Below are 19,175 nucleotides of genomic sequence, written 5' to 3'. Positions count from 1 at the left end.
GGCCATCCGGGAACAGCTTCGTCTGTGCGCTGGCGAACATAGGGCAGAGCAGGCTCAAGGCGCGGGGATGTCGTTTCAGAAACGCCAGTCTTTCGCCTGCACCACCCGGCAGAAGGGTCCTGCCAGTGTTGCGTTGTGGTGGGCGATGATGGCCTCTGCGCTCAGCGTCGGGGTGTCGGAGCAGGTGTGCCCGTCGGCGATCAGCACGGCATCGAACCCGCAATCGCGGGCGGCGCGGCAAGTGCTGTCGACGCAGTATTGGGTTTTCATGCCGGTCACGACGATGCCCTCGCAGCCGAGCTGTCTGAGCTGGCTGGCCAGGTCTGTCTGAACGAAGGCGCAGGGGCGGGTTTTCTGGAAGATGCGTTCGTCGCCTGTCAGCTCCAGCTCTTGCACAAGCTCGGTGAGCGGGCTGCCCGGTTCGATCGGAGAACCTGCCGGGCCGACGTGGCGCGCGAGAAAGATCGGAGCGCCGCGCTCCCGTGCATCTCTCATGAGCGCGTTCAGGGTGTCAATCACCGCCTCGCCGCGCCAAGGCTTGTCAGGGCCGTGAACGAGTCCGACCTGCATGTCGAGAATCAGCAGAGCGTACATATGCGTTTCCTTGCATGGGTGCCAGCGAAAATCGGGGCAAAAAAAAGACCCGATCCATTGCTGGCGGGTCTTTGGGGTCCTGCGTTATCACTTCACGCAACCACCCGCGACCCGCCGATGGCGGTCGTGAAGGTGGTGGTCGAGGCGAAACGTTGGGTGTTCATGGTTTGACCTTAACCTCGACCGGAGAGTGTTGCAAGTGCGGGGAGTTGCGGCGGGCGCAGGATGGGTGTCCGGCCGCAAACCCGTAGGAGCGCGCTTGCCCGCGACTGGCCTTTTCGCCTGACAGAGATGTCGTGAATGTACCAACGCCATCGCGGGCAAGCGCGCTCCTACAGTGGCGCTGCGAGACACGTTCGGTGCTGCACCTCAATCCCGTTGCAGCACGGCTTGCCGGCGGGGGCGGCTTTGAGGTCGCCGATGCAGGCAAGTCTGGCTCATCACTACTGCCCACCCCCTCAACCACTCGCTTCAAACTCTCCTCTAAGCCAGTCAGCCACGTCCTGCACCCAGACGCTGGGCTCTTTTCCCACCTGGGTCAGCAGGTGGTAGGTATAGCCGGTGATCGAAGGCCCAAAGGGTTGTATCAGGTGCCCGGCGGCAAGTTCATCGGCGACTAATGCAAGGCTGAGCAGGGCGATACCCTGGCCGGCCACGGCGGCCTGGATGGCGTGCCCCTCATCCGAATAGCGCAACTGTCCATGAAGCGCTGTCCCCGACAGCCCGGCCTGGTCCAGCCACTTCTGCCAGGTCGGGTTGTCGGCACTTTCCCTCGCCCATTCAAAGTGGATCAAGGGCACCGAGCCAAGCGCCGACAGGTCCCTGACCTGCAGTAACGGGTTGCTCACCGGGGCATATTCGTCAGTCAACATGGCCTGTGCGTTGAATCCGGGATAGGGGCCGCGCCCGTAGCGCAAAGCGATGTCGAACGTCTGGCCGGTCAGCTCGATGGCCCGGTCGCTGGCCTGAATCTGCAAATCAATATCAGGGTGCAATGCATGAAAACGGGAAATTCGAGGCATCAGCCACTTTGCGGTGAACGCATGGGTGGCAGTGATGGTGACACGCTTGCGCTGACTCGCCTGGGTGAGCTGCTGCAACACTGTCTCGAATGCATCAAAGCCCTGTTTCAGGACGGGATACAGCACTGAGCCTGCCTCGGTCAGCGTGACCTGGCGCACGGTCCGCACAAAGAGCTGAAGCTGGGTGTATTCCTCAAGTGCCCGTACGCGGTGGCTGATCGCAGTCGGCGTTACCGCCAACTCGTGAGCGGCCTGCTTGAAACTGCCGTGCCTGGCTGCCGCTTCGAAAGCGCGCAGTGATGAGAGAGGCGGTAAACGACGCATGGGCGAACCAGAAAAGACAGATGATTTAAGATCATCTTATACCTGATTTCTTATCGTTTGCCCGCCTGGCTGTGCGAGATCAGTATCGCCGCTACCGGTCATCTGGTGATCTGAATTCATCCATGCCGTGTCATCTTTCCCACTCTGGAGTTGATCATGTTCGAACGTATCATCACCCAACCCGATCCCTACGAACCCTACCTGCTGTCGCAGGGCATCAAGTTTGGAAACCTCTTGTTCATCTCCGGGCAGGCCGGAAGTGGCACCGATGGGCAGATCGTCGAAGGTGGATTTCTCGCCCAGGGTGAGCAGGCCTTCGCCAACCTCAACCGGGCACTGATTGCAGGTGGCTCGACCCTCGCCAACGTCATCAAGGTGACCATCTTCGTGACGGACATGGGGCACTTCGATGAAGTCGTCGAGCTGCGTCGCCGGTTTTTCTCCGCCCCGTATCCCGCTGATACCATCGCCGAGATCAAGGCGCTCTACGACCCTCGCGCCATGATCGAAATCGAGGCCATTGCGGTTGTGCAACCCGCAGAGTGATGTGCCGCCACCGTCAGGGGCATAGAATGGCGCGACGTGATCATCCATTCCGTCGGGAGCTCTCATGCTGGACAGTCTCAGTGGCATCATGGCCTTTGTGCAGGTCGCTGAAACACGCAGCTTTACCGAGGCCGGCCGCCTGATGGAAATTTCGTCTTCGGCGGTCGGCAAGAGCGTATCGCGCATGGAAGAGCGCCTGGGGGTGCGGCTGTTTCACCGCAGCACCCGCAGCGTCACCCTTACCGCCGAAGGCGAGCTGTTTCTGGCGCGTTGCAAACGCATCATTCAAGAGGCCGAGCAGGCGGAAATCGAGCTGTCGCAACTGGCCGACGAGCCGCGCGGCAAGTTGCGCATCAGCGTGCCGTTGCAGAACACGCTGATCTTCCCGCTGCTCACCGGTTTCATGCAGGCCTACCCGCAGATCGAGCTGGACGTGGACCTGTCGGACCGCATGGTGGACGTGATCGAAGAAGGCTTCGATGCCGTGGTGCGCACCGGCCAGCCGTCGGATTCGCGGCTGATGGCGCGCAAGCTGGGGGAATACAAGCTGGAACTGGTGGCATCGCCCGACTACCTGGCCCGCCGTGGCCGACCCACCCACCCGGATCAACTGCGCGACCATGCCTGCCTGCTGCACAAATTCCCGGCCAGCGGCTCCCTTGAACGCTGGCCGGTGCGCGATCCGGACGCCGACACTGACCCGGAACTGGGCCGGGTCATCGCCTGCACCACCACCGATGCGCTGACCCACATGGCGCTTGAAGGTCTGGGCATCGCCTGTCTGGCGGACTTTTCAACGATTCAGGCGTTGCGCGACGGCCATCTTGAGCGTGTGCTGCCGGAGTTCACCGACCACCGAGGGTCGTTGTGGATGCTGTGGCCGTCGAGCCGCAATGCGACACCGAAGCTTCGGGTGTTGATCGACTACTTCAAGCAGCACATCGCAACGGTGGAGCAGCCTTGACGCGATGATGAGTCGCCGATTGCCAACCGCGCCACGCACATTCAGAGGGATTACAGCCCAATAGTCCGAATTGTTGTGACGGTTGGGCTGTTTATCTGGTTCGGGAAAAGCCTTGTACTGGCCGCCAGTGCCCAGGCCATGAAAGCGATGCTGACTTTCGGGCGGGCAAGCGTCTATTCCTTTTCCGAACGAGGCAATCATGTCCAAGCTCCATTCCCCGGTCACCATCGGCCCTTTCACCTTTTCCCACCGCGTCGTGCTGGCGCCGCTGACCCGCATGCGGGCCGAAGAGGGCGCACGTCCCGGTCCGCTGATGGCCGAATACTACGCACAGCGCGCTTCAGAAGGCGGCTTGCTGATTGGCGAGGCGACCATCGCCGCCCCCAACGGCAACGGCTATCTGGGCGCCCCCGGCCTGTTCGATGACAGCCAGATCGCCGGCTGGAAACAGGTCACCGACGCCGTGCACGCCAAGGGCGCGAAGATCTTCCTGCAGCTCTACCATGCTGGTCGTCAGTCCAACAGCGAAGTGCAGCCCCACGGCAGCATTCCAGTCGGGCCATCGGAAGTGCTCCATGGCGGCGTCGCTTACACCCAGGAAGGCTGGGTGCCGAACACACCCAACCGGGCGCTGACCGTCGAGGAAATCGCCGAGTTGGTCGAGAGTTTCCGTACGGCGGCAGAGCGTGGCGTCAAGGCCGGTTTCGACGGCGTCGAGCTGCACGGCGCCAACGGTTATCTGGTGGACCAGTTCCTTCAGGACAACAGCAACAAGCGCACCGACCAATATGGCGGCTCGTTCGAAAACCGCGCGCGGTTTCTGCTGGAAGTGACGAACGCACTGATTTCGGTCTGGGGTTCCAACCGCGTCGCCGTTCGCCTTGGCCCAAGCGGTACCTGGGGCGACATGGGCGATGCCGATCCTGAAGGCCTGTTCACCTACGTCGCTCGACAACTGGCGCCGCTGAACCTGGCATACCTGCACCTGATCGAGCCGCGCATCCTCGGCAATGTCGAAGATGAAAACGCAGACCCGGCCCCAGTGGCCGCGCAGATGATGCGCAAGCATTTCCCTGGCGTGATCATCGCGGCGGGCGGGTTCGACGGCGAAGCGGCGGAGGCGATCATCCGCGCCGGCGATGCGGATCTGGTGGCCTTCGGTCGTCACTTCATCGCCAACCCTGACCTGCCGGACAGACTGCGTAAGCACTTGCCGCTGAACGCCTACGACCGTCCGACTTTCTTCGGCGGCACCGACGTCGGCTACATCGATTATCCGTTCTACGAAGAAGCCGCGGTGGTCTGACACCCCAGCGGTTGCACCGGGCCGACAGCGATCATTCGCTGTCGGCTTTTTTGTGGATGAAAGAAAAGCGCCGGGCAGCGGCCAGACAGCGCCCAATAAAAAGCCCGATGCTGAACATCGGGCGTTGAGGGGAGGGATGGGGGGAGTCAGTTCACAAGGTCACTCAGCGCGCTTCTGCCTCAGCGCCGTACTCGGGAAAATCGTTGTAGTCCTGCGCTGTACCACCCCAGAACGCGTCCCGCACATAAGGGGTCAGGGGCCAGTCGTGGCGCAGGCGCTCGGGCAGGTCGGGGTTGGCGCTGAAGTGACGACCGAAGGCCACAAGGTCCGCAGCGCCGGATTGCACGATCGCTTCGGCGCCCCCGCGATCGAAGCCGCCGGCCGCGATGATCGGGCCGTCGAAGAACGGTCGCAGAAAGGCCGCTGCAACCGGCGGGCGATCAGGCTCGATTTCGTCGGTGCCCTTGATGCGCGGCTCGATGACGTGCAGGTACGCCAGTCCGTACTCGTTCAGCCGGCGCGTGAAGTATTCGAAAGTGGCTTGCGGGTTGCTGTCGGAAATCGAACCCCACTGGCCACTCGGCGACACGCGCACGCCGACCCGCTCCGCACCCCAGACCGACACCAGCGCGTCGAGCACCTGCAAGGGGAGTCGCACGCGGTTTTCGATGGGGCCGCCGTATTCATCCGTGCGTTTATTGGTGCCGTCCTGCAGGAAGGTGTCCAGCAGGTAACCATTGGCGTTATGCAGCTCGACGCCGTCGAAGCCCGCATCGAGCGCCCGCTGCGCGCTTTGCCGATAACTCTCGACCAACGCCGGCAGCTCGTCCTTGTCGACAGCACGGTGAGGGGAGGCCGGCACCCAGCCGTCCTGGGTGAAGGCATTGGTTTCGAACGGCACCACCGACGGCGCAATCGGCGGCTTACCGTTGCTGAGGTCGCTGTGGGACTGGCGGCCATCGTGACCGAGTTGCAGAAATATCACCCCGCCCTTGGCGTGCACGGCCTCGACGATGGGTTTCCAGGCGTCCCGATGGGCGTCGGTGTAGATGCCCGGCGCACCGAGGTAACCCCGGCTGTCCAGCGAAGGGTGAGTGGATTCGACGATCAGCAGGCCGCCCCGGGAGGCGCGTTGCTCGTAGTAGCGTTGCATCATCTGGCTCGGGCTGTCGTCGCGGTCTGCGCGCAGCCGGGTCATGGGCGCGTGCACCACGCGATGGCTCAGTGGGTACGGTCCGACGACCGCATTGGATAACAGTTTCAATGGCAATGAAGGGGCCAAGGGAAGATCTCCAGAAAGGAACAGGTATTCAGCGAAAAGGGTTCAGAGGGCGAGCAGCGTCCGGCGGCCGGTTTGCGATGACGCCAGTACGCCGTCCAGAAGCGCGTGCATGCGCACGGCATCGTCAAAGGTTGCGGCGGCGTGGGTGCCTTCGGCGAGGTCTTGGGCGTACACGTGATACAGCTCAGCGAGTTCGAGCACCGAGGAGGGCAGGTCCGCGGCGGCTGGCAGGCGTGAGTAGCTGGCCGGAATCGGCAGCACTTGCAGGGGCAGGTCATCGCCGTGTGCGCCCTCGATGACATAGTCATCGCCCACGTCGCCAAACGCCGAGACGTTGCTGATGCGCAGATCGCCTTCGTGGCCGGTGATGTCGATCTGCACCCCCGAGCCGTTGCGTTTGCCGCCTTCGACGTGAACCGAGAGCAGGGCGCCATCTTCCAGTTGCCCGGCGATGACCAGTTGATCCGGCGCGGTGCCGCTCAGTCGCTCACCGGTTTCCTTGATGGTGACGGTGTCGAACTGGTTGACCACCAGCGCGCTGACGTTGACCGGCCAGCCCATGGCGGTGAACAGCATGTCGAGGAAATGCCCGGCATAAATTGAAATCACGCTGGAGAAATTCTCGACCGGTACTGTCCAGCGCAGGGCGTTGGGGCGCAGGGCCTGGAAGTAATTCATGCTGACGTGGATGCGCACCGAACGCACCTTGCCGACATAGCCTTGTTGCAGCAGATCCTGCAGGTAGCGGTTGTGCGGCGCGTGGCGGCGTTGCAAGCCGACGAGGGTGCGCACCCCGGCCTGCTTCGCCAGGCAGGCCAGTTCCTGCGAGACGGCGGTGCTGGTGGTCAGCGGCCACTCGCAGTAGACGTTCTTCCCGGCGGCGATGGCCGCGCGCACCGCTTCTTCATGTTGCGGCGCGGTCGTCAGGACCACCACCAGATCGACTTCGGGGTGGTTGACCAGCTCGTCCAGGGACTCGGCCACATGGGCAATGCCGAGCTTATCAGCGGCGACCTTGGCACTGTCCAGACGCTGGCTGTACACCGCAGTGATTTGATATTGCGGCAACAGCGAGAGCACACGAACGTGACCGTGCATGGCCCAGTTGCCAATGCCGACCAGGCCGACTCGGATGGGAGAGGTAATAGCAAGCATGACAGACTCCATGGATTCAAGGGACAAGCCTTGAAGTCTAGGGAGCGGGGGAATGGGGAAAAACGGGCTGCCGATCCGATCATTGCGGACAAAAGCGCTTCAATGGGCGATGGCCAGCCGATCCGTCTAGTAAGCCACGTCCACCAGCAGCACTTCACTGCGTTGATGGGCGAACAGGTTGAGCAGCAATTCTTTATGAACAGCGGCGCCGTCCCCAACCCTCCGCGAGGTGAAGTCATGGTCCAAATGACCAAGCGCGGTCATTTTGACCTTTCTGCGATGGAGTCATTACGACTCAAGCATACTAACCTGTTGAGTGCCATGGTAATTTATTCTGGCATGACTTCTGCTCTTCGAAGAGTACAGGCAACGTCATCACGACGAGCCTAAACAGGATGGGAGTAACCGCCATGTTTGATTTCTTCGTTGACCCCAGGAATGTGCTGCGTCTTTCGACCCGTATTTTGTGGACCGGATTAATCATGCTCCTGATCGGCATTGTCGGGGCGTACCTGATCGAACTGCATGCAAACCTGATTGTCCTGGTCAGCATGCACGCCATGACCATTATTGGGCCAACCCTGCTCAAGATCGGGTACGTGATGCGCCTGCTTTCGCAACATAACCTTCGGTTGCAGCATGCCTGAGTGGCGTGGCTGTGACCGGTGTGGTTTGTTGGACCCTGAGGCATTCATGAGCTAGCCCATACGAAGCATGGGAGCGCAACACGGAAGTACGTTACGTAATACAGGACGGTACGTTCAAGAGCTGGCGCTTCGATTGCGCCGCCCCTTTCACCTGAAGGCTACGCTTGCCATCATTCAACACGGAACCCTGCCGCCATGCCCCTGCATATTTCGACCCCGCTGATTGAATCCCGCCCAATGAGTGCCTTGGCCAAGCGCAACATTCTGTTGAAGCTCGACGCCTTGCAGCCCTGCGGCTCATTCAAGCTGCGCGGGGTAGGGCATGCGTGCGAGGCCCATTATCGCCGGGGTGCAAGACGATTCATCTCATCGTCAGGTGGCAATGCCGGGTTGGCAGTTGCGTATGCCGGGCGTCTGCTGGGTGCGTCGGTTGTCGTGGTGGTGCCAAACACCACATCGCAAAAGGCCAGAGAGCTGCTGGCGCTCGAAGGCGCAGAAGTCATCGTGCACGGGGATTCCTGGCAGGAGGCCAATGAACTGGCGCACACCCTGCTGTCAGCGGGTGATGCCTTTATCCACCCCTTCGACGACCCGCTGCTGTGGACCGGCCATGCCAGCATGATCGATGAAGTGGCCCTCACGTCCTGCAAGCCGGATGCTGTCGTGTTGTCCGTGGGCGGCGGCGGATTGCTGTGCGGCGTTGCCGAGGGCCTGGAACGCAACGGCTGGGGCCAGGTGCCCATCATCGCGGTGGAAACCCAAGGCGCAGCGTCGTTCCGCGCCGCTACCCTTGCCGGTCGGCCGGTGGAAATCGACGCCATCACGTCAGTCGCCACCTCCCTCGGGGCCAAGCGCGTCTGCGGGCAAGCCTATGAATATTTCAAATCCCGCCCTGTCGAAAGCGTCGTGATCAGCGACGCACAGGCTCTCGAGGCCTGTGATCGCTTTCTGACGGACCACCGCATTCTGGTTGAGCCAGCCTGTGGCGCGGCGCTGGCGCTGGGTTACACCCCAACCTTGCTCAAAGAGTACAAGAACGTGCTGATCGTGGTTTGCGGCGGGGCCACTGCGACCTACGCGCAGATTGGCGCTTGGCGAGCCGGGCTGTGACTGCCGGTTAGCTGAGGCTGGCTAGCTGATACTCGGCGACCAGTTTGTCCAGAAAGATATACAGCTTCTGGTTCATCTCATCCCAGTCGTTGGCGCGAAGCGCAGCGGGCTGTTGCACGAAGCGGTGCCGGGTGAGATTGGCCAGCTCCGTTTCAGAGGCGGCGATCAGAAGCTCAACGACTTCGCGGGTGAACTCCATGTGGCATTGGAAGCCGTACACCAGGTTGCTGTACTCGACGATCTGGCGAGGACAACCCAGGTTTCATACGCTCCGGGTGCTTCGAACGATTCGTGGACGATGAAATGGACTCGCATGACAGGTTTCCCGAAAGTGGAAGGTGAGGGGTAAAGAGAGGTCGTGTGTTCTCTGGACAGGAAAGACACTTGTCGATATTAATGACACCATGTGTCATGATCAAGGGCGTCGTTTTCCCAGGAGCCGCGAAGGAGGCGTAGCGTGAGTGAAGAACAGGACAAAAAGATCCGCAATTTCCTATCCATCTCACTGCACGGATCGATTTCCAGGGCTTCGGAGTTCCTCGATATTTCGCAGCCGAGCTTGAGCCGTCAGTTGGCGAGCCTGGAGGCCTACATTGGCCAGCCGCTGTTCAAGCGTACCGGTCGAGGCCTCGTATTGACCGATGCAGGAACACAACTTGCCTCGGTAGCAGGACCCGCCTTCATGTCGGTTGATTCAGTGGTATCGCAATTGAGGGACGATTACGGAGTGACCCAGGGCAATCTTCGTCTAGCGACGGTGCACACCCTGACGTACTACTTTCTGGGCGAGGCCGTCTCGCGTTTTGTGCATGCCCACGAAGACGTCAACGTTTCTTTCATGGCGAGAAGCTCGACCGATGTAGTCAAACTGGTGGAAAACGGTACAGCCCAGCTTGGACTGGTCTACGACAGTGAAGTGGCCTCGGCAGAGTTGGCTTCCACCCATCTCTTCAACGAAAGGATGGCGATTGTCGCCAGGCAAGGTGATCCACTTCTGCAGTCGCCGGTCAACCTGGTTGAAACCCCGTTGCGACTGGTCGTGTTCTCCACGGGTTACGCATTGCGCAGGATGCTCGACGTCAGTGGCTTTTCATACACCGTCACCGCAGAAGTCGAGACAGTGGACGCGATGCTCGAACTGGTTGCCGCAGGTGTAGGTGCCTGCATCCTTCCGGCGCTGATTCCAGACCGGGTACTCACGCAATACGGTCTGGCGCGATCACTTGATTACTCCCCCCGATTGGCCAGGAAGGTCGTCGCCATCCAGAGGACCGACTCGGCTCCCCGGGCGATGACGAGAGCTTTCCTCGACATGGCAATTCAGACTGCGCGCGGGCTGTACTGAAAAGCAGCTATAACCCTGGCCGCATCGCACCGGCACTGGTGCCAACCCTATTCTTGCGCCGTGAAAGCCCGAGAACAGGAGATGAGTCATGAACCAGAGCCTTCGCAGCAAAGAATACTTCGATCAGCGAGCCACTGAAGAAATGGGCCGCTTGCTCAAGACCAGGGACATGTCACAGAAGGAGCGGCTGGCCTATGCGGCGCGCATCCTCGCCATGACAGGTCAGGAAGCCGGGCTTGCAGGGCAGCTCACCGCCCGTTCGGAGCGGGAAGATACCTACTGGACCCTCCGTTTTGGCCTTGGGTTCGAGGAAGCTACCGCCGAAGACTTCATCGAGGTGGACCAGGACCTCAACACTGTCACCGGCGAAGGAATGGCAAACCCTGCCACACGCTTCCATCTGTGGGTCTACCGAAATCGCCCCGATGTGATGTCGATTATCCATACCCACTCGCCATGGGCCTCGGCCCTGGCCGCTGCACGTCAGCCACTGGTCATTTCGCAAATGGACATGACTCCCTTGTTCAATGATTGCGCCTTTCTCTCGGAATGGCCCGGTGTGCCGATCGCCGACCACGAAGGCACGCTGATATCCGAAGCCTTGGGCGGAATGAAATCGATCATCCTGGCTCACCACGGCTACCTGACCGCGGGCGTCTCGATCGAAGAGGCCACCTACCTCTCTGTGTATCTGGAACGCGCAGCGCGCATGCAGCTGCGTGCCAAAGCCTATGGGGACCTTACCCCGGTCGATCCAGTGCTGGCTCAAGAGGCACACGACTACCTCCTCAAGCCTTCAATCGTCCGCGCCACCTTCGAGTACTGGTGCCGCCAGACCCACCGCGCGCCGGGCATGCCGGCCTTCACCTGACCGAACACCTACGGGTGCCCCACGCTCCCGGGCGTGGGTAGCAAGGCAGACGAGTCAGACAATAAACCTAGAACTGCGGGCCTGAAAAATGCCAAAAACAATGAGAGACGCAGAGTGTGCAAAGCGGTCCGGACGTTCCCAGACCCTAACGGCCGGGCTGGCCAGTCTGATGGGCACAACCATCGAGTGGTATGACTATTTCCTGTACGGGACAGCGGCAGCGCTGATCTTCAACAAAATCTTCTTCCCGGATTTCGACCCGGTAACCGGAACCCTCGCGGCATTCGCCACCTACGCGGTCGGGTTCTTCGCACGTCCGTTTGGCGGCATCGTGTTCGGACATTTCGGTGATCGACTGGGGCGCAAGTCCATGTTGCTGATCACGCTGTTCATGATGGGCATACCCACCATCGTGATCGGCCTGATTCCTTCCTATGACAGCATTGGTTACTGGGCGGCGGTTCTGCTCGTTGTCATGCGATTGCTGCAAGGCATCGCGGTAGGGGGAGAGTGGGGAGGTGCTGTGCTCCTTGCGGTCGAACATGCTCCCGAGGGAAAGAAGGGACTGTTCGGCAGCCTTCCTCAAACCGGGGTGGCGCCAGGTCTCATCCTGTCTTCACTGGCCATGGGCGCGGTCGCGCAAATGCCGGAAGAGGACATGCTCAGTTGGGGCTGGAGAATTCCCTTCCTGGCGAGCGCAGCGCTGCTGTTGGTAGGCTGGTACATCCGCGAGAAGGTCTCGGAATCCCCGGATTTCGTGGCGGTGAAACATGAGCCGAAGTCAATTCCACCCTTGAAGGCAGTGTTTCGTGATCATCGGGTAGAACTGCTGGCAGTCGCGGGAGCTCGACTTGCCGAAGTGACTTGGTTCTACACGGTTGCAACCTTCTCACTGGCCTACGCCACCAAGACGTTGCTCGTGCCCAAGCAGACCGTGTTGTCAGCCGTCGTCTGGGGCGCCGCAGTTGCGATGTTCACCATGCCGATATGCGGGTGGCTGGCCGACAAGATGGGCCAGCGAAGAATGTTCGCTTATGGAACAGTCGGACTTATCATTTTCGCACCGGTGTTTTTCCTGCTTCTGCAAACTCAAGACGCTGCCTGGATCACGGTTGCCATGATCATTGCGATCGGTCTGGTCTATTCGCTGCTCTACGGCCCTGAGGGGGCGCTGTTCGCTGCTCAGTTCAAACCCGAAGTGCGTTACACCGGTATCTCGGTCGGGGTGCAGGTCTCCGGTGCAATCGGCGGTGGCTTGGCCCCGCTGGTGGCCACCTCGCTGCTCGCGTTCGGCAATGGCAACCCGCTGTACATCAGCGGTTATCTCATGGCGTTGGGCGTCATAGCGCTTATCTCCGTGCGGGCGATGAAAAGCGTTTCACAGCCTCTGGAAGTGAAGAAGGGAGAGACGGTCAAGCCGTTCGCCGCGGAGCAGGCCAGGTAATTCGACGTCAGGGATTCAAGAGTCAGTCGCGTCGACAACGCATAGGTCAGGGAAGACCTTCCTGGCCTTGGCTTATCCCTTCCGTATCAAGCTTTCGCTCGGGCGCTCGCATCCTGCCGCTCATCAGCGATCCGGCGCCCGTCTTGGAATGCTCATGAACGAGCGTTACCCTCCAATGACTTCATCTCCCGCAGACTCAAACAAGAAGGGGGCGCCATGAGTTGTCTGATTTGCGCAGGCCACGCTGAAACCATCGAGTGCACGGAGGGTTGGGAAGAGCGTCGCTGCGCGGAGTGCGGCCGCTATCGCATGTCCCTGGCACTGGTGCTCAGCTTGATGGAGCAGGGACAGATCTTCGACACCGAGAGAATGCGCAGCTGGCTAAAAGCGCAGCGGTGTGTCGTTTCAGTGCCGTCCATCGATGTCGACGAAGCGCTGTTGGCTGAGTAGAGCAGTCCGTGAAGTCACTGTCCGCTCTGGAGAGAGCAAGCCAATCGTTTGAGTGGAGTTTGGGCCCGTTAGTCTAAAGTCTTGGCGTATCGTCCCTGATATCGCCACTGGTAAGAAAAGCGTCATCTGCGCTGACTAGGTTGAAGTCTCACTCTGAGCTGAGACAACAACATGAACAATTCAGCCGCCCATGACACCGCCCATCTTTCACGCCCCAAACTCGATCATGCCCTGAGCCGGCGAAGTCTGGCGCTGTTCTTCGGCCTGCTGGTCGTCGGTGTGATCGTTAGCGGATGGGGCATCGTTCAGGACGTCGATGACGCCGGAGCCGTGGCCACTACCTGGCTGCCCTATGGCCTGCTGTGCCTGGCGCTGGTGATTGCGTTGGGCTTCGAATTCGTCAACGGTTTCCACGACACGGCCAACGCGGTGGCGACGGTGATCTACACCCACTCGCTGCCGGCGAACATCGCGGTGGTGTGGTCGGGCTTCTGCAACTTCAGCGGCGTGCTGGCTTCAAGCGGCGCGGTGGCCTTCAGCATCATTGCGCTGCTGCCTGTGGACATGATCCTCCAGGTGGGTTCGGCGAACGGTTTCGCGATGATCTTCGCGCTGTTGATCGCCGCCATCGTCTGGAACCTGGGCACCTGGTGGCTGGGGCTGCCGGCGTCTTCATCGCATACCCTGATCGGCTCGATCCTCGGCGTCGGGCTGGCCAATGCCTGGATGCAGGGCCGCTCTGCGTCGGACAGCGTCGACTGGTCGCAGGTGTCCAAGGTGGCCTACGCGCTGTTGCTGTCGCCACTGGTGGGTTTCGTCTGCGCGGCGGGGTTGCTGCTGCTCCTCAGACTGCTGGTCAAACAGAAAGAGCTGTATCAGGAGCCCAAGGGCCAGAATCCGCCACCGCCCTGGATTCGCGGGCTGTTGATCCTGACCTGCAGCGGGGTCTCCTTCGCCCACGGCTCCAACGATGGGCAGAAGGGCATGGGGCTGATCATGCTGATTCTGGTGGGCACCTTGCCGATGGCGTACGCGCTGGACCGCGCAGTGCCGGTGACCCAGACCACCCAGTTTGTGGCGGTCGCGCAGGTCACCCACCAGGGGCTGACCAACGAAGCCAAAGGGCGCCGCGTGGAGGATCCGCGCACGGCGCTGATGGAATACGTGCGCACCCGAAAAGCCAGCGAAGACACGATTCCTGCGCTGGCCGCCGTGACCGGCATCATCGCCGACGAGGTGAAGAACTACGGGACGCTGGCCAAGGTGCCCGCCCAGGCCATGACCAACGTGCGCAACGACATGTTCCTGACTTCGGAGAGCATCCGGCTGCTGGGCACCCAGCACCTTGATGACTTTTCCGCGGACACGCGCACCAACGTGGCCGAATTCAAACGCCAGATCGATGCGGCCACGCGCTTCATTCCGTTCTGGGTGAAGATCGCCGTGGCCATCGCGCTGGGGCTTGGCACCCTGGTGGGTTGGCGTCGCATCGTCATCACGGTTGGCGAGCGGATCGGCAAGGCGCACCTGACCTACGCCCAGGGTGCCAGCGCTGAACTGGTGACCATGGCAACCATAGGCGCCGCCGACGTGTTCGGCTTGCCGGTGTCCACCACCCATGTGCTCTCGTCGGGCGTCGCCGGCGCCATGGCCGCCAACGGCAGCGGCCTGCAAATGGCCACGGTGCGCAACCTGATTCTGGCGTGGGTGTTCACCCTGCCTGCCGCCATGGCGCTCTCGGCACTGCTGTTCTGGCTGTTCCATTCCATTTTCTGAGTGCCGAGCCATTAACGCCATCCAGTCCGCCGGATTCTCCAGCCTTGATGACGACGCCATCAAGGCCGCGCTGCGTGAAACCCTGTTTCTGCGAAACAAGATGATTGCCGCCCAGGCGCGGGTCGAGGACATGCACCTGCATCCCGTGCACCTGGCCAGCGCGCAAAACCTGCTCGCCTACCTGGCACTGCGTCGCCATGACATCAGGCCCTTGCAGCAGACCCTGTCCAGGCTCGGGCTGTCGTCGCTGGGGCGTTGCGAAGCCGATGCGCTGACCGCGCTGGACCGGGTCATCGAGGTGCTGCACCGGTTAAGCGCCGAATCGCAGACACCCTCTGCCACATCGCCACAGCTCAAAGACAACGCTGAGGAACCGCTGGAGGCCCACACCCAGGCGTTGTTCGGCGGGCAGCCTCCAGAGCGTGGCACCCGGATCATGGTCACCTTGCCCAGCGAGGCCGCCGCCGACTACGGGCAGGTCAAGGATATGTTGAACGCCGGGATGGACTGCGCGCGGATCAACTGTGCGCACGACACCGCGCAAGACTGGGCGCGGATGATCGAGCACGTGCACCGTGCATCGCGCGCGTTGAGCAAGCCGTGCGCGGTGCTGATGGACCTGGCCGGGCCCAAGCTACGCACCGGCCTGATCGATCCCGCGCCTGCGGTACTGCGCCTGCGGCCGAACCGTGACGTATTCGGTCGCGTGGTCACGCCCGCCCGGGTATGGCTGCACCATGGCGAGTACTTGCCCGCACAAGAGCAACAGGCCATCCAGGTGCCGCGCAAATGGCTTTGCAGTCTGCTTGTCGGCGATGTCATTGCCTTGAGCGACGCCCGCGAGTCCAGGCGTCGCATGCGCATTACCGAGGTGAGCGACAACGGTTGCTGGGCGGCGCTGGACAAGACTGCCTACCTGGTGCCCGGCGTGACCCTCAACCTGAAAAAGCGCAACGGCCGCAAGAAGTCGGCACGAGTGCTCGACGTCTCGCGCAAGCCCGCGCAAAGCATCAAGCTGAAAGAAGGGGACACCCTGCTGCTGACCCGGGACGCACGCAGCGGCCGCGGCGCAATGCTCGATCAATCAGGCCAGGTCAAGGCACCGGCAACCATCGGCTGTACGCTGCCCTCGGTGTTCGCTGACGTTAAAGTCGGCGAGCCGATCTGGTTCGACGACGGCAAGATCGGCGGGACCATCCAGACGGTCGAACCCGACGCGCTTCACGTCCTGATCAATCACGCCCCTGGCGGTGCGAAGCTCAAGAGCGACAAGGGCATCAACCTGCCCGACAGCGATCTCAAGCTGGAGGCGCTTTCTGCCAGCGACATCCAGGCGCTGGAGTTCGCCTGTAAAAACGCCGATGGGGTGCAGATGTCGTTCGTCAACAGCGGCGCGGACATCGAGTCACTGGCGGCCCATCTGACCCGCCTGGATGCGTCGAACATGGCGGTCGTGCTGAAGATCGAAACCCGCCAGGCCTTCGACAACCTCGCCCAATTGCTGATCGCAGGCATGCAGCTGCCCAGGCTCGGCGTGATGATCGCCCGTGGCGACCTGGCCATCGAAACCGGCTTTGAACGCACGGCCGAGCTGCAGGAAGAACTCCTGTGCATCTGCGAGGCCGCCCACGTGCCGGTCATCTGGGCCACGCAAGTGCTGGAAACGCTGGCCAAGACCGGCAGCCCGACCCGCGCCGAAATGACCGACGCCGCCACAGGCGCTCGCGCCGAATGTGTGATGCTGAACAAGGGCCCGCATATCCAGGAAGCCATTCGCTGCCTGGATAACGTGCTTGGGCGCATGCAGAGTCATCGGCGCAAGAAGGTGGATCTGATGCGAAGATTGGGAGTGGCGAATCTGCGGCCGGTGGGTTAGGGCGGGCGATTGCCGAGTCTTATCGAGTTCATGTGGCGAGCTCCTGTTGGAGTGTTCTCTCGTTGCAACTTCAGGTACTGGAGACTTCCCATAAACGATGGAGAGACGAATCTCAAGTTTGAAGAATTTCGCCGATACAGTCACGGATGCAACCGGTAGCGCAAGGCTCTAGAGCGGCGCTTTCCGGTGCATGTCAGGTCAGATCACTCGACATACGCGACAGTACGGAATTTTTTATGAAACGGATTGAAAGAGACTTCGTCACGCTATTCAACTACCTCTGGTACAAAGACTTTCCCGTAGATGAATCCGCAGGTTTGGCCAATCGTGCCAACTGGACAATCCACATGGGTCTGGTCGTTCGGCAATGCTCCAGCCTGCTTGGCGCACGGGCGCTTTTTGAGTCTGGCGGGCGTACTGATGCAGTGGTGCAATACTCTGATAAAGACGTTCTGACCTACGTTGAGTGGGAGTGGAAACGCGCTCACACGGATATCAATGAAATCGAGAAGTTGCGCAGCAAGGCTGCGCAGGCAGTCTTCCAGACCTTCATCGGCTATAGCCGTGTGGAAGATGTTGCCAAGGCCCTTGAGCAGACATTGCACACCTGGACCGACGCAGACAGCCCTTTGATTTATTTTCTTATCACCTACGAGGTGGTCAAAGGAAACCGCCACTTCAAAGACCTGGTGACCTACCAGTTCACGAAAAACCGCTACAAGAAAATACGCAGCCAGCCTGCGTTGCCCTGGATGGTCAATCGCAAGAAGTTTATCAATGCTGATGAGAACACCTGAGGCGTTCTTCTTTGGCTGATACCTCGTTTACACGACGGCCGATGATTTTTTTCCGCGGGGATGAACGTGCCGCATTTCGCAGGCAAGTACGGGGTCGAGCGGATGATTGAACACATGGGGCTCAACGCCACGATTCTGCGTCCCGCTTACTTCATGGATAACGATCACACGATCAAGGATGTAATCACCCGTCACGGCATCTACCCGATGCCAGTGGGCAGCAAAGGCCTGGCGATGATTGATACCCGGGACGTTGGCGAGGTTGCAGCCATCGAGTTGTTGCGTCGTGAACAGTCGTCTGTACCGTTGCCAATGGAACGGATCAATCTGGTAGGCCCTGACACCCTGACCGGCACGGACATTGCCGCTCTATGGACTCAGGCACTGGGCCGTCCGATCACCTATCCGGGTGAAGACACTGCCGCGTCTGAGCAGAACCTGCGTCAGTTCATGCCCAACTGGATGGCCTATGACATGCGCATGATGAGCGAGCGCTTCATCACAGACGGCATGATTCCGGAAAAGGGTGACGTGGAGCGTCTGACCGAGATGCTGGGGCGTCCACTTCACGCCTATCGCGAGCTCGCGGCTCAAATCGCTGCCTCGGTTTGACGTTGCCGCACATTCGCAGGGGTGAGACGGCCGATGGTGTTGATGTTCGACACCATTGGCCGCTGTTCTGCATAAAGCTCAACGGCTAACTGTGTTTCTGGCAAACGTTGTAAACCTGATTCTGGTCCATCGATTCCACGCGCTGCCCATAGCCTGTCATCAAAACCAGTTTGCGCTCGGTAATGCCAGTCGGTTGATAGGGCATACCCTGGGCATCAAGGTGGGGAAGGAAGCCGGCGGCCGTCATCTGATCGATCAATTGCTTGCGGAGGGGAACGTTGATAAGTCCCCTGTTGTTGCCGGTTGTCAGGAATACCGGGCGATCAGCTTTCAATAACCACACTGGCTGGGCGCTGACATCACCCTTGAAAATGTACATGCAGTCAGTTGAAGAACTGGCGAACTCAGCCTGACGGACATAATGGCCTTTTTCATAACCCACGAGTGTGAGCAAGCCAGGTTGAACCAGCGCGAGAGCATCTACCGTGTCCACGCCTTCCTGTTGAATGCCATAGTCGAAATAGGACCATTTCAGAGGAAGCACGCCGGTGGGTGCATGCTCCAGCTTGAGGTCCTGCTTCATACGGGCCAGATCTTCAGGTGTTTGATAGGGTCCCGTACTGCTACAGGCTGCAATAAGCGCGGCGCAGCTTCCAGCGAGCAGGGCGTTCAGGCGTTTCATTGTCACTCTCCGTGTGTTGATGTCGGCATTGCTGACTGAGCGGGGGGAGGGATGCTATCAGAAATACTGCAGAGTTCGTGATGAGTGCTCGGCGGCCACTGCTGGCCGTCAGTTCTTCAGGGTTCGTGGCATTCGGTTATGGATTGCGCTCGTTGCCAAGGGTGGGTATGGCAAGGAGCATTGGGTCATTCTCATGGTCTTTGAACGCGCTTGGCCGTATCGATGGCGGTCTGTTGGCTGGGACGGCGGTGACTCCGCAGTGCTGGGCGCAGCGAAACCTAAGGCATTGAGGTCGTGCCTGCGCAGACAGTATCGGGTCGATAGCTGCGTGTAGCGAAGGGTTGTTTACGACCCAAAGCGGACTTCTGCGTT

Annotated in this window: 20 protein-coding genes; 13 read left to right on the top strand and 7 right to left on the bottom strand. The window is 60.6% G+C overall.

What is annotated here, in order from left to right; all coding sequences use genetic code 11:
- Positions 1–75: 75 nt before the first annotated feature.
- Positions 76–594 (bottom strand): cysteine hydrolase family protein, encoded by a 519-nt coding sequence (locus ACIPOO_RS14905; RefSeq protein WP_400608180.1) that lies wholly within the window; start codon positions 592–594, stop codon positions 76–78.
- A gap of 458 nt (positions 595–1,052) precedes the next feature.
- Positions 1,053–1,940 (bottom strand): LysR substrate-binding domain-containing protein, encoded by an 888-nt coding sequence (locus ACIPOO_RS14900; RefSeq protein ID WP_400608178.1) that lies wholly within the window; start codon positions 1,938–1,940, stop codon positions 1,053–1,055.
- A gap of 156 nt (positions 1,941–2,096) precedes the next feature.
- Between ACIPOO_RS14900 and ACIPOO_RS14895 the strand changes: the two genes are divergently transcribed.
- The 3 genes from ACIPOO_RS14895 (at position 2,097) to ACIPOO_RS14885 (ending at position 4,756) form a co-directional block, all read left to right on the top strand.
- A complete protein-coding gene (locus ACIPOO_RS14895) occupies positions 2,097–2,486 on the top strand; it encodes a RidA family protein (RefSeq protein WP_400608176.1) in 390 nt (129 codons plus the stop codon).
- Between the two features lie 67 nt (positions 2,487–2,553).
- Positions 2,554–3,450: a LysR family transcriptional regulator gene (locus tag ACIPOO_RS14890; RefSeq protein ID WP_400608576.1), complete on the top strand. Its 897-nt coding sequence runs from the start codon at positions 2,554–2,556 to the stop codon at positions 3,448–3,450.
- A 199-nt stretch (positions 3,451–3,649) separates the two neighbouring features.
- Positions 3,650–4,756: an alkene reductase gene (locus ACIPOO_RS14885; protein WP_400608174.1), complete on the top strand. Its 1,107-nt coding sequence runs from the start codon at positions 3,650–3,652 to the stop codon at positions 4,754–4,756.
- Between the two features lie 163 nt (positions 4,757–4,919).
- Here ACIPOO_RS14885 and ACIPOO_RS14880 read toward each other — a convergent pair whose 3' ends face one another.
- From ACIPOO_RS14880 to ACIPOO_RS14870, 3 genes are all read right to left on the bottom strand, one after another.
- On the bottom strand, positions 4,920–6,038 hold the full coding sequence (locus tag ACIPOO_RS14880) for an alkene reductase (RefSeq protein WP_400608172.1): 1,119 nt from the start codon (positions 6,036–6,038) through the stop codon (positions 4,920–4,922).
- A 42-nt stretch (positions 6,039–6,080) separates the two neighbouring features.
- A complete protein-coding gene (locus ACIPOO_RS14875) occupies positions 6,081–7,193 on the bottom strand; it encodes a Gfo/Idh/MocA family protein (protein ID WP_400608170.1) in 1,113 nt (370 codons plus the stop codon).
- Between the two features lie 126 nt (positions 7,194–7,319).
- A complete protein-coding gene (locus tag ACIPOO_RS14870; RefSeq protein WP_400608168.1) occupies positions 7,320–7,457 on the bottom strand; it encodes a hypothetical protein in 138 nt (45 codons plus the stop codon).
- A 146-nt stretch (positions 7,458–7,603) separates the two neighbouring features.
- Here ACIPOO_RS14870 and ACIPOO_RS14865 point away from each other — a divergent pair, with 146 nt between their 5' ends.
- Positions 7,604–7,840, top strand: a complete 237-nt coding sequence (locus ACIPOO_RS14865; protein ID WP_400608166.1) for a transmembrane sensor/regulator PpyR — start codon at positions 7,604–7,606, stop codon at positions 7,838–7,840.
- Between the two features lie 195 nt (positions 7,841–8,035).
- Complete coding sequence (locus tag ACIPOO_RS14860) at positions 8,036–8,950, top strand: pyridoxal-phosphate dependent enzyme (RefSeq protein ID WP_400608164.1); 915 nt, start codon at positions 8,036–8,038, stop codon at positions 8,948–8,950.
- A 7-nt stretch (positions 8,951–8,957) separates the two neighbouring features.
- On the opposite strand, the gene ACIPOO_RS14855 is transcribed toward ACIPOO_RS14860, so the two are convergent.
- Positions 8,958–9,149 carry a hypothetical protein gene (locus tag ACIPOO_RS14855; protein ID WP_400608163.1) on the bottom strand — a complete coding sequence of 64 codons (192 nt, stop codon included), beginning with the start codon at positions 9,147–9,149 and terminating at the stop codon, positions 8,958–8,960.
- 258 nt (positions 9,150–9,407) lie between these two features.
- Here ACIPOO_RS14855 and ACIPOO_RS14850 point away from each other — a divergent pair, with 258 nt between their 5' ends.
- The 8 genes from ACIPOO_RS14850 (at position 9,408) to ACIPOO_RS14815 (ending at position 18,121) form a co-directional block, all read left to right on the top strand.
- A complete protein-coding gene (locus ACIPOO_RS14850; protein WP_400608161.1) occupies positions 9,408–10,295 on the top strand; it encodes a LysR family transcriptional regulator in 888 nt (295 codons plus the stop codon).
- 88 nt (positions 10,296–10,383) lie between these two features.
- The gene (locus ACIPOO_RS14845) at positions 10,384–11,166 is read left to right on the top strand and encodes an aldolase (RefSeq protein WP_274130478.1); all 783 of its coding nucleotides are present in this window, start codon (positions 10,384–10,386) and stop codon (positions 11,164–11,166) included.
- Positions 11,167–11,335: 169 nt separating this feature from the next.
- Entirely contained in the window at positions 11,336–12,610 is a 1,275-nt protein-coding gene (locus ACIPOO_RS14840; protein ID WP_400608158.1) for an MFS transporter, read from the top strand.
- Positions 12,611–12,826: 216 nt separating this feature from the next.
- Entirely contained in the window at positions 12,827–13,060 is a 234-nt protein-coding gene (locus ACIPOO_RS14835; protein WP_400608156.1) for a hypothetical protein, read from the top strand.
- Positions 13,061–13,231: 171 nt separating this feature from the next.
- On the top strand, positions 13,232–14,836 hold the full coding sequence (locus tag ACIPOO_RS14830; protein ID WP_400608154.1) for an inorganic phosphate transporter: 1,605 nt from the start codon (positions 13,232–13,234) through the stop codon (positions 14,834–14,836).
- Complete coding sequence (locus ACIPOO_RS14825; protein WP_400608575.1) at positions 14,823–16,712, top strand: pyruvate kinase; 1,890 nt, start codon at positions 14,823–14,825, stop codon at positions 16,710–16,712. Before ACIPOO_RS14830 ends, ACIPOO_RS14825 begins: the two co-directional genes overlap by 14 nt.
- Positions 16,713–16,948: 236 nt before the next feature.
- Complete coding sequence (locus tag ACIPOO_RS14820; RefSeq protein ID WP_400608152.1) at positions 16,949–17,509, top strand: hypothetical protein; 561 nt, start codon at positions 16,949–16,951, stop codon at positions 17,507–17,509.
- A gap of 66 nt (positions 17,510–17,575) precedes the next feature.
- Positions 17,576–18,121 (top strand): NmrA family NAD(P)-binding protein, encoded by a 546-nt coding sequence (locus tag ACIPOO_RS14815; protein WP_400608150.1) that lies wholly within the window; start codon positions 17,576–17,578, stop codon positions 18,119–18,121.
- Between the two features lie 85 nt (positions 18,122–18,206).
- Here the strand turns inward: ACIPOO_RS14815 and ACIPOO_RS14810 are convergent, their stop codons facing one another.
- Positions 18,207–18,803: a hypothetical protein gene (locus ACIPOO_RS14810; protein WP_400608148.1), complete on the bottom strand. Its 597-nt coding sequence runs from the start codon at positions 18,801–18,803 to the stop codon at positions 18,207–18,209.
- Positions 18,804–19,175 lie beyond the last annotated feature (372 nt).

The organism is Pseudomonas sp. NPDC090201 (assembly GCF_044746825.1).
In the GTDB taxonomy this organism is placed as follows: Bacteria; Pseudomonadota; Gammaproteobacteria; order Pseudomonadales; family Pseudomonadaceae; genus Aquipseudomonas; species Aquipseudomonas putida_AD.
This window is presented reverse-complemented; position numbering and strand designations above follow the sequence as displayed.